The sequence below is a fragment of the Rhodopirellula europaea 6C genome, assembly GCF_000338295.1.
In the GTDB taxonomy this organism is placed as follows: domain Bacteria; phylum Planctomycetota; class Planctomycetia; order Pirellulales; family Pirellulaceae; genus Rhodopirellula; species Rhodopirellula europaea.
Genome location: NZ_ANMO01000024.1, coordinates 43719 through 59566, shown reverse-complemented (window position 1 = coordinate 59566; position 15848 = coordinate 43719). Strand labels below are relative to the sequence as shown.

Here is a 15848-nt window from a genome sequence, read left to right as displayed (position 1 = left end):
CCCAGCTCGGACAGCAATGCTCCCGTCCACGCCACCAACAAAAACCAACGAGCCACAGGCTTGGTGAATAATGCGGGCGAAAAGGCGAGGGATTCTGAGTCTCAGTGCTGACGCAACATCCACGTCCTGCCGAGACCGAACCAGAGAGCCCAAACAATTTGCTTGAGACCACCCTTGTTGAGCTGTATGATCCCCCTGGAAATGAGGGCCGCAGAGTTGACGCTAAAGGACGCCAACTCCAACACGCAATCATTTGTCTGGCGATCAACCCTGAAACTTTCTGCTTTGAATCATGGCCATTCGAACTCTGATTACGAAGCTGTTACAGACCGGCAACCTGGACAGTTTTCTCACTCCGAACAGCAGTCCTTCCGTCATTCAGTCCGTAGTTTCGTCCCGTAGGGCGAGTGTTCGTCGTAAACGATCCATGCGATGCGAGCCGCTGGAGCGTCGAGAACTCTTGGCCGCCGAGGTACTGCCAGAAATCCGGAGTTTTGCTGACTTCCCGGCGTTTCTGAATGGGAACTCAAATGCCGCGTTGACTCAACGTGAAAGCTCGGCATTCACCCACACAATTTCACCCAATGACTTTTCTGGATTTTGGGAAGCCAGTGATCCTACGGAATTGATTTCGGTGGAGATCCGGGTCGACGATGCGTTTTCGACGCAGGATGCTCAGGCCGCACTAGCCGAATTGGATTTCGAGGAAACCGCTTCCTTTGGCTGGAATCTGGAAGGCTATTTGGCGCGAGGCAAAATGGTGGAGGCGGCAGAATTGCCGATGGTCCAGGTCGTTCGTGAAAATTCGGCCGCCATTTTCAATGCGGGAACCGTTTCTAGCCAAGCGGATCCGGCGATGCGAAGCAATCTCGCACGGTCACAATTCAATGTGAATGGAGCCGGAATCAAGATTGGTGTGATCTCGGACAGCTACAGCCGAACCAATGGAGGCGGAGGAGCTGGTGGAAGCGTTGCGTCGGGCAATCTACCTGGACCCGGTAACCCGAACGGCTTCACAATCCCGGTTACCGTGTTGCAGGATGCACCAACGACGGGGCCAACCGCAGGTAATGGCAAAGATGAAGGGCGAGCAATGCTGGAGTTGATCCACGACATTGCCCCTGGCGCACAACTGTTTTTCCACACCGCAATCACAGGGCCAGTGCAGTTCGCAGAAGCAGTGCAAGCACTGAGTGCAGCGGGCGTTGATATCATCGTTGATGATGTCACTTATGCTGGGATGCAAATTTTCCAAGACGGGGTCACTGCGCAGGCTGTCGCTCAAGCGACAAGTGCGGGGATTTCTTTCTTTTCATCGGCCGGTAATCAAGGCAGTGAAGCCTACAGTGCGCTGTATCAGACGGACGGACGGACCAGTACCATCCCTAATTTCCCCCCAACGGCGGGCAAAGTCTACGAACCTCACGACTTTGATCCCGGACCGGGAGTCGACAATTTTCAGAGGGTCGTTCTCGGCTCCGGACGTTCAACAACAATCACGTTCCAGTGGGACCAGCCGTCGGCAAGTTTGGGTGGCCCCGGTGCGTCGACCGACATGGACATCATTGTATTCAATGAGTTTGGGACGCCCGTTTCCGGAGGCGTGCAAAACAACGTTGGCCAGGACCCCATTGAGATCTTTCCACTTTCTAATCCGACCAATAGTCCACTAATTCTTGAGGTTGGCATTTTTCGTAATGTCAGTGCGGGAGGCCCGCGGCCTAACATCGTTCACTACCACCCGCTCACTTCGCCGACCGACTTCGATATTTTTCAGTTCGAAACGTTCGGTGGAACACTGTTCGGACACCATCAAGCGCCGGGTGTTGCCGCGATTGCTGCCGTCGACTATCGGCAAACTCCAGCTTTTGGCGTCTCCCCACCTGGAGTCCAAGAATCAACCAGTGAAGGAGGTTTGCCTATTCTGTTCGATACCGCGGGCAACCGGCTTGCAACACCCGAGATCCGGACTCAGCCAGTTGTTACCGCTCCCGACACAATCAATAATTCGTTTTTTGGCTCACCGCTAGACGTTGAAGGCGACGGAATCTTCAATTTCGCGGGCACATCGGCTGCCGCGCCCAACGCCGCTGCCGTTGCAGCGTTGATGCTTCAAGCTGCTGGCGGGCGAGGCTCATTAACGCCCGCCCAGATTCGCGCCGCCATGGCCAATACTGCCATCGACATCCCGCTGACCGGTAACGGGTTTGATCACTTCACAGGATTTGGGCTTATCGACGCGAATGCTGCCGTCGCGGCCGTCAGAAATACAAATCCACCACCGCCTCCTCCACCACCGCCTCCTCCTAATCCTCCAAGCCCATCACTGATCGATCGTGAAATCGGCGAGTCGGGGACGTTCCGTGTGGATCAGGATTGGAAAACGATCCAGTTGCAAAATGCTTATGTAGATCCGGTCGTGATCGCTTCTCCCGCATCCTTCGGCGGCCCGGATCCAGTCACCGTGCGTGTCCGCAACGTGACTTCCAATAGTTTCCAAGTTCGGCTGCAAGAATGGGACTACGACGACGGGAACCACTCCCTAGAAACAGTGAGCTACTTGGTCGTTGAAAAAGGCTCCTACGCGCTACCCGATGGACGTGTGCTGCACGCGGGAACAACGAGTGTCAATCAGAACCTGAAACGCGTCGATTTTCCGGACATCTTCGAGACGTCCCCGGTCGTTCTCAGCCAGAGCCAAACAGTCAACGGTCCCGCAGCGATTGTTACTCGTCAGCAGGAGATCAGCCGAACTGGGTTCAGGGTTCGTGTTCAGGAAGAGCAGGGAGCAGATGGCAATCATAGCAATGAGCGTGTTGGCTATGTCGCCATTCAAGCCGGCACTGGCAACGCGGCTGGAACGGCGTATCGTGTCGGCCGCACCGGCGAGAGAATCTCCGAAGCCTTCGCATCAATCAACCTTGGCACAGGTTTCGATGCCCCACCTGCATTCTTGGCTGCGATGCAAACCACCACCGGGGCCGATCCTGCTGGATTGCGATTCCGCAATCTCGACAAAAACTCGGTCCAGGTCTTCGTCGAAGAGGAACAGTCTGCCGACGCAGAAACCAGCCACTCAGACGAAAACGTTGGATTCGCAGCCTTCGAAATCGGCTCACTCGTGGGTCAGCCCGTTGAAGTAGTCGGCGAGTCGGGGACGTTCCGCGTGGATCAGGATTGGAAAACGATCCAGCTGCAAAACGCTTATGTAGATCCGGTCGTGATCGCTTCTCCCGCGTCCTTCGGTGGCTCAGATCCAGTCACCGTGCGTGTCCGCAACGTGACATCCAATAGTTTCCAAGTTCGGTTGCAAGAATGGGACTACGACGACGGGAACCACTCCCTAGAAACAGTGAGCTACTTGGTCGTTGAAAAAGGCTCCTACGCGCTACCCGATGGACGTGTGCTGCACGCGGGAACAACGAGTGTCAATCAGAACCTGAAACGCGTCGATTTTCCGGACATCTTCGAGACGTCCCCGGTCGTTCTCAGCCAGAGCCAAACAGTCAACGGTCCCGCAGCGATTGTTACTCGTCAGCAGGATATTGGGCGAGTCGGTTTCAGTGTTCGCTTGCAAGAAGAAGAGGGAGCCGACAACAGCCACAGCAATGAGCGTGTTGGTTATGTCGCCATCGAAGCCGGCACTGGCAACGCGGCTGGAACGGCGTATCGTGTCGGCCGCACCGGCGAGAGAATCTCCGAAGCCTTCGCATCAATCAACCTTGGCACAGGTTTCGATGCCCCACCCGCATTCTTGGCTGCGATGCAAACCACCACCGGGGCCGATCCTGCTGGATTGCGATTCCGCAATCTCGACAAAAACTCGGTCCAGGTCTTCGTCGAAGAGGAACAGTCTGCCGACGCAGAAACCAGCCACTCGGACGAAAACGTTGGATTCGCAGCCTTCGAAATCGGTGCCATTCTCGCACGAGCCGCAACATCAAATGCCTCTCTCAACCAAGCTGTGGCGATGACGTCTAGCAATGCAGCGACCTACGACAACAATGATGGTATCGCAATGGACTCAAATCGCGATGGCTCCATAAGCGCGCTAGACGCCTTGGTCATTATCAACTTCCTTTCCAATTACAGCTCGAGTGAGCCAGCAGACGTTTCGCTACCAAACGTAGTGGAGTCGTTCGATGCGAATGGGGACGGGTTCGTCACCGCTCGTGACGCACTTGTCGTCATCAATTATTTGACCAAACAGAGCGACATTGGCTCGAAAACAGACGAAAACAAAACAGTTCCCCGATGGGACGCTGATGAGGTATTTGCTTCTGATGAAGACTTCCTGTTGGAACACAACTTAGGTATCTCAACAGACCTCTTTTAAGCTCCATCAGTATTGACATTGCAATAGAGCGACGACACCAATTTGCGTCGTTCGCGAAAACGCACCAACGGCACCGTTAAAGGTGCCAACCGCAGCAACGCTTGCAGAATTGTGGTCTTCTGCTGTGCTCTAGTCACGCGAAAAAACCGCTGGCAAACAATAGGATTTCTTAATCACAAAAGTTGGTTCGTTTCAAGCTCGATGCCAAGCCAGAAAGTAACCCGAACCCGAAGATGATCCAGAGGGCGTAATCATACGACCAGAACACTGTGGCGATTTCGAATAGAAACGCCAGGGTGAGCGTTGCGGCCGCGATGAAGTAGCGTTGATCGAGTGGGAAGAAATAGGTGCTCGCTCGACGCGACAGTTGGAACGCGGTGGTTGCCGCGGCGATAAACAAGCCCGAAAACAAAGCGAGTCCAACCCAGCCAAAACGTAGGCCGTTGTTTAGGAACGCGTTGTCAACGATTCCGAGGCGTTTCCTTACTTTTGGATCGGTTGGCAGTCCCGGCAGGTTTGCAGGCGGAAATCCTGTGCTGCTGATTGTTCCGTAGCCCAATGGTCCGCCCTCGATCAAGATCGGCACGTAAACCTGCAGATTGACCAAACGATTCCGAGTCCCGGTGTACACCACCTGTTGATCGTCGACGACCAACACCGCTGCTCGTTTGTGCTCATCTGCATCAGACTCAAGTAGACGGAGGAATCCGTCCCAATCGCTTGCGATCAATCCTATTAAAACGACAACGACTACTGACAGTCCCAAAGCGGCCGGGCGATAGTGCCATGCTAGGGCCAGACCGCCCGCTAAAATGAGTGTCACGATGGGACCGCGAGACAGCGACGATGCGACGCCTAAAAGGAGCACGGCTAAAAGGATGGAACCGATCCATCGATTCCATTTGCCGAGTCCGGGAACCCAGGTAATTTCTCGCTGCGTCATCAAAACGGCAAAGGGGACCAGGGTGAGTAGCACGTTGCTCAGAAAGATTGCGTGTCGGGTCGGACCGCAGGCGCGATAAGCAATTCCGTAACGCAGTCGCCCGGTGAAAGTGACGAGTTCGTCACGAGGCGAAAACGCTGCCTCCCACAAATTGATCCCGGTCCAAGCTTCCGCGATACAAAACATGGAGATAGCGGCACCGATGATGCCGAAGACGGGCGCGAGTTTGAGCAAGGCATCCCGATGCAGAAATGCATATCGCCCTGCTGCGTAGGGAAGCATCCATTGGCCGTAGGCTTGGGCGGCGACTGCGAGTGGTTGCTCGCCATAGTATGTGTCGACGACGATGTGCCAGATAGTCATCGCTCCGATCAAGTAGTCGAGCGGCCCCAAAAAGCGAAAGATTTCTCGCCATGAGTGCGTGCAATAGACCACGAGAAGCACAATCGCAGTCGCCATCGTCACGTTGATCCGAGTGCCCATCGCGATGATGTCAAACCACGTGCCAGCGAGCAGCGAGGCTGCCATACCCGCCCCTAGCGCGTAGTGCTTGCCGTGCCGCCAGCCGAACCATCCTGCGAAGCCAAGCGAAAAGGCCAGCATGATCCAAAAAGAGATTTCGGGGCTGAGCATGTGCAGGTGAAGGTTGAAAGAGAAACGAAGAAAAGAGCCGCAGATGGATCGTTGCCGCCCAAAAAACTTAGGATTTCACCGGTCACCCCTTGCGGTCTAGCACGTTGACTTTGGGAGCCTTGCTAACGCTGCGGGTTAGGACGCAGATACGGGCCTGGAGCGTCCTGCTGCTGAAATTAGATCGTGTTTCGGCGGTAGGTTGCGAACAACGGTCGGTCCTGGCGAATTTGGCTGCCGGGCGGAAGGCAACCAGTTCAGCGTGACATCAGTTTAGTCTGGGTCGCGTTCGTTTGCTGCGGTGAGAAGTGCATGGAGAGCCCAACGGCGGGTCTGCCTTGCTTGCCAGCGTTTGGATGAAAGAGACGGCTGCGAGGTATACGCTTCCTTGCTGACGCTGCGGGTTATGAATGGTAGGCAAAGACGTGCAAAACGTTGTTGCGTGGCGGGTTGCGAGCAGTCGCCCAAACCCTAGCGAACCGCCTGGGCAAACTTTGACGGCTGTTGCAGTCGCGCCGGTTTTGAAGCTCGCAGGATGGGGGGAGTGCCAATTGGCCGTGTTTTCCCGAGTTCCCCACCGGCAATTCGCTTGACTTTCCGAAAACACCGGTAGGCGATCCCAATCACGGGCCTCGAACGAGCCACGGTGCGAGTATGAAAATGAAACGAAAACTTTTAGCGACCATGCTGCTGATGGTCCCGTTCGGCGGTTGTGCATCGCTGAATGATTGTTGCTACGAGCACACTCAATCAGCTCGAGCGATGGTCCAGTACGTCAAGTGCGGAAACCCTGAGTCGTCCTGCTACCCGCATGACTACAAATGCGGTTGGATCGATGGCTTCTACGAAGTCTCGACCGGCGGGAGCACATGCCCGCCAGCCGTCGCTCCATCGCGGTATTGGAAACCGGGTCAGATCCTGAAGGATTGTGACAACAAACGACACGCCTACTACAGCGGTTGGCAAGACGGTGCAGCACGTGCCGAGCAGTTCCCCGACACACACACCATTCGCATTTTTGAAACTTGCGAATGCCCGTTCCCGCGATGCGAAGAGCCCTGTGCGGACGGGACCTGCGTGCCTTGTGGAATGCCAACGATGGGCATGCCTGTTTCGGATGAAATGATCGAAATGGCTCCGGTTCCGATGCCAACCGTCGAAACGACCGACATCGAAAAGTCGTTCAGCGACTTGCAAGCGGCCGCCGCCAAGAAGAACGCGATCATCAACTTGGACGCTGGCGTTCTGCCAAGCAACGAGACTGAAGTCAACCAACCGTCTTCCAAGGCAGTGTCAGCAGATACAGCAGCCCGCCGTGCTGTTCCCAAGCACGAGTCGGAACTCGTGGCGAAAAAGAATGTTCGATCAATTGAGGCAACGCCCGCCTCAGCTCGAACAACCATCGTTCGCATGGTAGAGCCAATTGACAAAGGCTTGAAGGCAACGGCTGAGTTGAAAGATGCCAGCGGCAACGCAATCGCATTGCCAACCGGCTTCTTTGAAATGATTGAAACCGAATCGGTTGTCAAACTCGCCGAATAGTCGAGTTCCCGTTTTTGCAACTTTAACAACACATACATTCCTTGCATTGCGAAGGGACTCAGCAATGACTCGCTCAAAAGAATCCATTCTGAAAAGCGTGGCACAGACCGCATGCGGATTGCTTGCTCTGGCTGCGATCGGCACCACCGGTTGCCATCAACACTTGGTTTCGTCCGCTGCTCACGCAGTTCCGGCGCACCGACTCGACCCAGAGCTGTTTGCTTGCTCACGAGAAGCATTGGGGCCGCTGCCCTATGCGACACTTGGGCAACCCAAGCCAGCTGCCCACCGTATCGCCGCTGGTGACACTCTCAGTGTCTATGTCTTCGGGGTATTTCCGCCGAATGAAGACGAGACTCCGGTTCAGCAACGAACCCAGGCCGTCAATCAACGGTACTACCCACCACGTGGTAGTGTCGTTGCACCAACAACGGGCCTTCCGATTCAAGTCGACGCTGATGGCAGTATCACGCTTCCCATCATCGGTCGACTGGACGTCAATGGTCTGACGATGGCTGAAACGATTGAACGCATTACCTCGCGTTTGATCGAAGAAGAAGTCGTTCAAGAAGGCAAGGAACGTGTGACGGTTGATCTCTTGATCCCACGTGTCAAGCGAGTCGTTGTCCTTCGTGAAGACACTCCAAACACTCAAGTCGCGCTGGTGTCGCCGCAAGCCGTCGACGAAATCCATCGCGGATCGGGTGAAGTCATCGACTTGCCCATCTACGAAAATGACGTGCTGCATGCTTTGGCGTCGACCGGTGGTTTGCCGGGCACCGATGCGGCTCGTGAACTGTACGTAATCCGTGCCAGTGCCGGTCTGAACAACAGCTTCATCAGTGGCGGTCAACTTCAGAGCATCGTCTCTGGCGGTGAAGGCGGCCAGTGCAATGCGGGTGTCATCCGCATTCCGCTCGCGGGATGCCCTTGCGACAACCTACCGTTCACGCAGGAAGACGTGATCCTGGAAGAGGGCGATGTTGTCTACATCCCACGTCGAAACGAATACTTCATCTCGGGCGGCTTGCTACCTGGTGGACGCGTACCGTTGCCGCGTGATCAAGATGTCGACGTGATCGAAGCGATCGCTCTTGCAAGCGGTTCAGCCGGCGGTCCACTTGGACGAGACGGAAGCGTTTTGGCCGGCGGAACGCCGGGTTACCTTCGCGAACCAAGCCGCGTCTTGATTCTACGAACGCTGTCTGACGGTCGGCAAATGACAATTCGTTGCGATCTTGACCGTGCCATGAAAGATCCGAAAGAACGGATTCGAATTCTTCCTGATGACGTTGTGATGCTACAACAGAAACCAGGTGGAGCGTTCTTCAACGGGTTCCTGAACTACTTCAGCGGCGATTCAATCTTGGTCGCATTCACTCGAGAATAGTGATTGCCTGATCGAAAAAGCCAAAAGGCCGCGAACAAAATTTTTGTTCGCGGCCTTTTTTTGCGTTGCGAAGCAGGCCGGTAGGAATGATCGGGCATAACCATGTGAGCCGTTTGGACGTTAGCCCCGGTTGTACGTGGGAGCAACCACGCTTGCCAATCATTTGAAATGCCGAAAGACTCTTGCCAAGCTGCTCATCAAATCCGCAGAGAACTGCTGCAAGCTCAGACTCTCTCACGAAGCAACTGGATCGACGGTTCTACTCTGCTACACGTCCATTGCTGGAAATGGTCGCAGCCTTTGGAGCGGCTTGGCGAGTCGTTGACGATGACGGTCGTGTGTAGTCGCTCTTGTAGTACCCATAGTAGCCGCCATCGGAGTCAAACTTCTTGCCGGCTCCGAAAGCGTTGAGCATGCAGCCCAGCATCTCACCGCCGGAACTATCAATCCGGCGAAGCGTGTTGACCACTTCATCTCGACGGACATTGGCAACTTTGACAACCAAAATACCACCATCCAGTCGCGGCATCACCACCACGGGGTCGGAAACTGCCAGCACAGGTGGCAGGTCAACCAAGACCAAGTCGAAATCTTCTTTCACAACCGCCAAAACCTCATCGAGTCGTTGCGACTGCAATAGTTCGGCAGGTGTTTGGCTCGATGATCCTGCTGTCATCACTGAAACGTTGTCAGCCTCGGTCACTTTGATCGCTTCCGGAATTTCCAAGCGACCTTCAAGAACATCACAGAGACCGTCTTCTTTCCCAATGCTGAAGTATCGATGAGCACTCGGACGGCGAAGGTCGGCGTCGATGACTAATACCTTCAATCCGACTTGAGAGAACGACACGGCAAAGTTGGATACCACGGTCGATTTGCCATCGCCCTGCATAGGACTGGTGAACCCGATCGCACGAACATTCCCGTTTCGGACATCAGGTAGCAAGACTGTGCGTCCCAAACGGAAAGCTTCAGCGTCAGGCGAAAGCTCCGTTGCGATCAATCCCTTGATGCCCTGGTTGATCGAGTTCAGCTTGCCAACACGCCCCAGGCTTGGCAATCCGATTGCTTCGTCCAGCTCAGCGGCCGACCGGAATCGTCCATCACGAACGTCATTGGCAACAGCCAGGAACAGTCCAGAAAACAAACCCAGCATCAAACCGCCAAGTCCGCAAAGCGGCAGTTTCGGCCATGACTTTTCGCCCGTCCGCGGAATAGTAAGGATTTCGTACAGATAACCAGTCAATTCACTTGTGGTGTCCAGATTCTGAAGTTGCTGAACAACACCATCGAAGAGAGCTTCCTGACGTTCAATCGCTTTTCGCAGCATCATGTCGCGAAGCTCGTACTCGATCAGTTCTTTCGCTTTCGTTCCGGCGTCGTCCGCAAGATAGGTCAGTTCCTTGCGACGCTCAGAAAGAGCCGCCAAATCATGATTCAAAAAGCCCACATAAGCTTTCAACAATCCCTCGGGCGTGAGCGCACTGTCACCGAACATTTCTGCCGGGCTGGTGAGATCCTTTTGGTCCTGCAAAAACTCTTTGACCAGCGTGATTTCGCTCTCAAGTTCCTGCACCTTCGGATGCCCAGGTCCAAAGACCGAAGTCAACCGTTGCTTTTCACTGTTAAGCCTCAACAGGTGAGTGATCTGCGTCCGAGCTTCTTCCATTTTGGCTGGCATCGCCGCTTTGAATTCAGCCGTGTTGGCAGAGTTCATCTGCAGTCCTGCAAAGACGCCAAGACGTTCCAAACTCTCGCTATCAATCAAAGCAAGTTTGTCCAGTTGATCGATTGGGTCAACCGACTCATCCATCTCTTTGAGCGTTTCATCGACCCGAGTCAAACGCGTCTTGACCGTTGATTCCTGGATATCCAGATCAAGTAATTCGTCCTGCAACCGGCGGTACCGATCCTGATAAATGTTGCTGCTACCCTCACCTTGGAAGAACAACGGCGCCTTTTGGCGGGCTGCTAAATATTCGTTCTCAGCATCCTCCAGGCTTTTTTCCACTTTCGACTTGGCCTCTGTCACCATGTCGTTGGCATGGCCCATCACTTGATCAATTTGATCGATAAGAAACTGCTGGTATCGACTCATCACGGCGGTCAAGATCCGTTTCGCATCATCCGGGTCCGTGTGAGTGAAGGTGATGTTGAGAGTTCGAGCCGTCTTCGCGGAGCCGTCTCCACCTTTAACGATCGAAAGCTGGTCGATGACGTAGTCGATCGCATCCGTTTTTTCGTCGAGATGAGGCAAGACGGATGGCAAATCAATCAACTTCTCCCGCTTGATTAGCTCGTCCGTTTCCTCATCCTTGACGGGCTCGGGATCAAGTGCCTCACCAACAATTTTCCGGCTAAGAAGCAATTCCATGTGGTTGGCGAGAATATCCTCATCAACCATGTCAGCGCCGGTGCTATCGCCACCCAAACCTGCACTCGCTTGGTTGATCAAAACCTTGGCGTTGGACTCGTACCAAACCTGAGCGTTCAACGCGTAAGCCACACCAGCGGCGAGCCCGGCGATTGACAGAAACGCGATCAACCAGCGTTGGCGGCTCAATATCTGCAGAACATCCAGCGTTTCTTCGCCGTCAGACGTTGAGCTTGATGGACTGCGTGATGGAAGTCGGTTGGTCGGTTTGGCAGACTCAGCCATAGATTATTTCTCGAGATCGATCGATTGTGGACCGCAGGGTTTCGTGGAATCCCCCTACCGTGACAAACCGATGTTCACTTGCGCTCTCGATATCGTCAAGCGAAAAAGCGTTTTTGCCCGCTTTTCCCTTTGCGAAGTGCTGTCAATGTGACAGCACTTCAGAATTAAAGCCGAGACAATCCGTGCGATCCGCACAAACGACCAAAACAGATCAGCGATGATCCACAAAGCGTTTGGATTTTCCCTCCGAACGAGGTAACGATCCTTCCGGCACCGAAGCGATTTCAACTCGCAAAGCCAATCGCTCACGAAAGGCATTTTGCAGGTTTCGCAGATCTCCCAGCCTGCCGGATTTGGTGTCCGTTTCGTCCGGTGCTTCAATTTCGATCGAAAGTTGGTCCAAATGATCCTGACGGGTCGCGATCATTCGAAATTCCGCTTCGGGCAACGTCTGACGAACAATCGCTTCAATGCTGGCGGGAAAAACGTTGACACCACGAATGACCAGCATGTCGTCTGCTCGCCCAATCACACCGCCGTCTAGCTTGACGAACTGACACGGCAGTCCGTGATCCCAGACCGGCCGAACGATGTCACCTGTTCGATAGCGAACAATCGGTCCGCCTGAGCGTCCCAAGTTGGTCATTACCAATTCCGATTCTTCACCGGGCCCCGCGAAACGCACGGCCCGTCCGTCTTCGTCAAACACCACAAACTCAGCGATGAACTCTGACTCGATGATGTGCAAGCCACGATCGTCAGAGGTCGGAAATCCCCACGCTCCAAGCTCGCTGGCACCGGCATGATCGATCACACGAGCCCCCCAGGGTTCCTCGATTGCACGACGGATTTCGGGCACGCTTCCGCCCGGCTCTCCCGCGACAATCAATCGTGTAACGTGGCTGCCTTTCAAATCGATTCCATGTTCATTTGCGACCGATACCAAATGCAACGCGTAGGTCGGAGTGCAACACACGACCGTGCACTCGCGATCGAGCATCATCTGCAAACGAGCCGATGAAGACAGACCACCACCTGGAACGACGAGGCAACCTCGCTCGACCAAAGCATCGTTGGCAGTCCAAAACCCGATGAACGGGCCGAACGAAAACGCCATCATGACCGTGTCAGCGGGCGTGACATCAGCTGCATCCAAAACGTACTGCCAACAATTCAACCACCAACGCCAATCATCAGGCGTGTCAAAGATTGGCATCGGCCAACCGCGTGAACCGCTGGTCTGATGTGCTCGCGAATAGGCTTGCCGTGGAAGAGTGAAAAGCCTGGACGGCTCCTCGCGAGAATTTCCAAGCAAATCAGATTTGGTGAGGAACGGCAGAGATTCGAATGAATTCCAATCAAGCAAATCCGGTGTCGCGGTGACTGCCTGTTGATAGAGCGGATGCTTGGATTCTTTCAGCCCTTGCCAAACGCTTTGCAACTTGGCCCATTGATGTGCGCGAAGGCTGTCGCGGTCCATCGAGCGGAATTCAGATCGAGAAGGTTCCATGAAGTTGATCGTCGTGTCGTGGCATCACCCCGGCCGCAAAAGGGAAAGCAAGCAAAACAAGACCGCGGCCGATTGGCCCAGCATACCAAGGTCGTGCATCAAGATAGATAACGGTAGACTGAACACAGAGAGGCGCGACGCGGATCGCAACTTCCAAATGGAATGCCTCTGACAAGATCGAACGCCCCACCACTCACGGCATGCCGCCATCCATGGACGAAAAGATCGAGCCCGTGCTAGCGGTGATTGGCCATCCGGTTGCCGGCAACCCCACCCAATTTGCTCTTGAGAGCGCACTGGAACAAGCCAACGTGGATTGCCGCGTTTTGTCGTTCGATCTCAATCCAGAGCAATTGCCTATCGCACTGAGCGGCATGCATGCCATGAGCTTTCGAGGCGTTTGGGTCGACGTGAGCTGTCGCGACCAAATCTCGAAGGACTCTAACACCGCCGACCAGCTTCACATCACCGGCGTGGACCAATCATCCCCCGTTGAAGCATTGCGAAACGCACCGGAATCCAAATCAGGCGATGAGCCCCGATCAAACTGGAAAGCGATTGCGGTTCGAGAAAACACCTGGACTCAGTTGGTCCGAGATCAGCTCGAACGAGGCGGATTTTCAGTTCAACAAGTGTTGATCATCAGTGCAGATGCGGACGTTCGCAAACAACTCGAACAAAGGCTGGTCGCTGAAAATCAACTCGCTGCGACCGAATCAAAGCAAACCATTCCACCTGACAAGGATGCCTCTGCAAAACAGAGCACTCCTGATTGTCCGGCGGGCGTTGAACCAGAGCTTGAATCGACGTTGGACCGCGTCGTGACGGTGACTTCGCCAGACGAGATCACCACGACGTCGCTGGCAAACGTTTGGTTGGCAGTCGACGGTCCTGCATCCGAAATCATTGATGCCTTCCGTCGTTCGACAACACCTCCAGGAACAGTGCTGGTGGATCTGAACGAAAATTGGGACGCCAACGACATCAGCGTGTGGGAACGCTGCAAAATGGATGCGGGCAGCAACTGCATCACTCGCTGGGACATCCACGCTGCCTGCTTGGCAAAAGTCGTTCCTCAGTGGCTTGGTTCCGAAGTGCAGGTGGATGTGCTTCGCGAAGCGATGGAAGAGTATCTATCCGTTTAAGGCTACGATGGAAAAGCAATTGCTCTCTCGCTTAACGCTGCAAGACACCCACATCGTGGAAACGATTGCAAAATTGCAACGTCGTATCAGCGAGCGGTTCCCCGATTCAGGACTCCAGCATTTGTGTGGAGAATTGCTGGAAGTTGGACGCAGTGCCTCTCAGCGATCACAAGAAATCGGCCGCCCGATTCGGCGCATACGATTCGCCAGCTACCTGCTGCTGGCCGGATTGATCGGATCATTGGTCGTCCTGATCTTCTCCATCGCACAACCCGCAACGACGGATTTGTCCAGCGATGACATGAAGCTGCCCAATCTGATTGCGATGGCGGATTCGTCCAGCCAGGTGATGCTGTTACTCAGTGCGGGCATCTACTTTTTGATCTCGTTGGAAACACGCCTGAAACGTCGCCGTGCTCTCACAGCGATTCACGAATTACGTTCGATCTGTCACATCATCGATATGCATCAGCTCACCAAAGATCCCGAGCGGGTGCTGTCCAACTTTCGCGGCACTGACAACTCGCCGCGACAGACAATGACGCCGCTGGAGCTGAATCGATACCTCGACTATTGCAGCGAGATGCTGTCCTTGACCGGCAAAATTGCTGCTTTGTACGTGAAGAATTTCGACGACTCCGCCTCCGTCGCTGCCGTCAGCGAAGTGGAACAACTCTCCACCGGTTTGTCGCGAAAAATTTGGCAGAAGATCATGATCCTCAACCAGTCCGTTGGAACCACGACGCCGACTCGCAACCCAAACCCGCAGTGACCATGACGTCAGCCAAAACTCCAAGTCAGAAGAAGATTCAAAAGCAATTGCTCGACGCCGCGAGCGAACTTTCGGATGAAGTCGATCAACTGCAATTCGCTGAACCGGTCACTCACGTCTACAACCCGCTGCGATATGCGTGGAATCTTCACGAACAATACGTCCGGCAAATCGGTGCCGATGCTCACGTGTTGTTTCTCGGCATGAACCCGGGGCCATGGGGCATGGCGCAAAGTGGGGTTCCATTCGGTGAGATCGAGTCCGTGGTTCAGTGGATGGGTTTGAAAGGCGAAGTTGAACGCCCGAGCAACGAACATCCCAAGCGTCCCGTCGAAGGTTTGAACTGTTCACGTAGCGAAGTCAGTGGACGTCGACTGTGGGGATTGATTTCCGAAAGGTATCCCGAGCCGGCCGACTTTTTCCAGCATCACTTCGTCGCGAACTACTGCCCGCTGGTTTTCATGGAAGAGAGTGGCAGAAACCGAACCCCGGACAAATTACCCGCGACCGAAAGAGACGCATTGCAAGCAGTCTGCGATGCGCATTTGAAAAAGGTGATTGCCGCGGCACCGTGGACGGATCTGGTCGGCGTGGGAGCGTTTGCTGAAAATTGCCTCAAACGCGTCATGAAGTCCATCGAGCAAACGTCCGAGGACGATTCAGCCAAAAAATCTGCGGGCAAAAGTGCATCGTCCATTTCGATCCATCGGATCTTGCATCCCAGCCCCGCGTCACCGGCGGCGAACAAGGATTGGGCGGGAAAGGCGACCAGCCAACTCGTGGAAGCTCAAATTTGGTAAGCCAATAAGCCATCAACGATCCGAGCGAAGTTGCAAATTTCACGTGATCCTCCGTCAAATGAGTCTGTTAAACTGACGACAGATTGACCGGAGAGCCGCACGGGAACCCCTCTGCGGAAAA

At 54.5% G+C, this 15848-nt stretch carries 9 protein-coding genes; 6 read left to right on the top strand and 3 right to left on the bottom strand.

What is annotated here, in order from left to right; genetic code table 11:
• Positions 1-538 precede the first annotated feature (538 nt).
• Positions 539-4336 (top strand): dockerin type I domain-containing protein, encoded by a 3798-nt coding sequence (locus tag RE6C_RS02050; RefSeq protein WP_236617873.1) that lies wholly within the window; start codon positions 539-541, stop codon positions 4334-4336.
• A gap of 169 nt (positions 4337-4505) precedes the next feature.
• Here the strand turns inward: RE6C_RS02050 and RE6C_RS02040 are convergent, their stop codons facing one another.
• A complete protein-coding gene (locus RE6C_RS02040) occupies positions 4506-5807 on the bottom strand; it encodes an O-antigen ligase family protein (RefSeq protein WP_236617872.1) in 1302 nt (433 codons plus the stop codon).
• A gap of 762 nt (positions 5808-6569) precedes the next feature.
• Between RE6C_RS02040 and RE6C_RS02035 the strand changes: the two genes are divergently transcribed.
• Entirely contained in the window at positions 6570-7451 is an 882-nt protein-coding gene (locus RE6C_RS02035) for a hypothetical protein (RefSeq protein ID WP_236617871.1), read from the top strand.
• A 64-nt stretch (positions 7452-7515) separates the two neighbouring features.
• Positions 7516-8841 carry a polysaccharide biosynthesis/export family protein gene (locus tag RE6C_RS02030; RefSeq protein ID WP_008653375.1) on the top strand — a complete coding sequence of 442 codons (1326 nt, stop codon included), beginning with the start codon at positions 7516-7518 and terminating at the stop codon, positions 8839-8841.
• 259 nt (positions 8842-9100) lie between these two features.
• On the opposite strand, the gene RE6C_RS02025 is transcribed toward RE6C_RS02030, so the two are convergent.
• Both RE6C_RS02025 and RE6C_RS02020 read right to left on the bottom strand, forming a co-directional pair.
• Positions 9101-11500, bottom strand: a complete 2400-nt coding sequence (locus RE6C_RS02025; protein WP_008653373.1) for a polysaccharide biosynthesis tyrosine autokinase — start codon at positions 11498-11500, stop codon at positions 9101-9103.
• A gap of 211 nt (positions 11501-11711) precedes the next feature.
• Positions 11712-13010 (bottom strand): phenylacetate--CoA ligase, encoded by a 1299-nt coding sequence (locus RE6C_RS02020; RefSeq protein ID WP_008653371.1) that lies wholly within the window; start codon positions 13008-13010, stop codon positions 11712-11714.
• A 200-nt stretch (positions 13011-13210) separates the two neighbouring features.
• Here RE6C_RS02020 and RE6C_RS02015 point away from each other — a divergent pair, with 200 nt between their 5' ends.
• From RE6C_RS02015 to RE6C_RS02005, 3 genes are read left to right on the top strand one after another with little or no spacing between them, the layout of a single operon-like run.
• Positions 13211-14155, top strand: a complete 945-nt coding sequence (locus RE6C_RS02015) for a shikimate dehydrogenase (RefSeq protein ID WP_236617870.1) — start codon at positions 13211-13213, stop codon at positions 14153-14155.
• Positions 14156-14162: 7 nt separating this feature from the next.
• Positions 14163-14927: a hypothetical protein gene (locus RE6C_RS02010; RefSeq protein WP_008653368.1), complete on the top strand. Its 765-nt coding sequence runs from the start codon at positions 14163-14165 to the stop codon at positions 14925-14927.
• A 2-nt stretch (positions 14928-14929) separates the two neighbouring features.
• The gene (locus RE6C_RS02005; protein ID WP_008653366.1) at positions 14930-15727 is read left to right on the top strand and encodes a uracil-DNA glycosylase family protein; all 798 of its coding nucleotides are present in this window, start codon (positions 14930-14932) and stop codon (positions 15725-15727) included.
• Positions 15728-15848 lie beyond the last annotated feature (121 nt).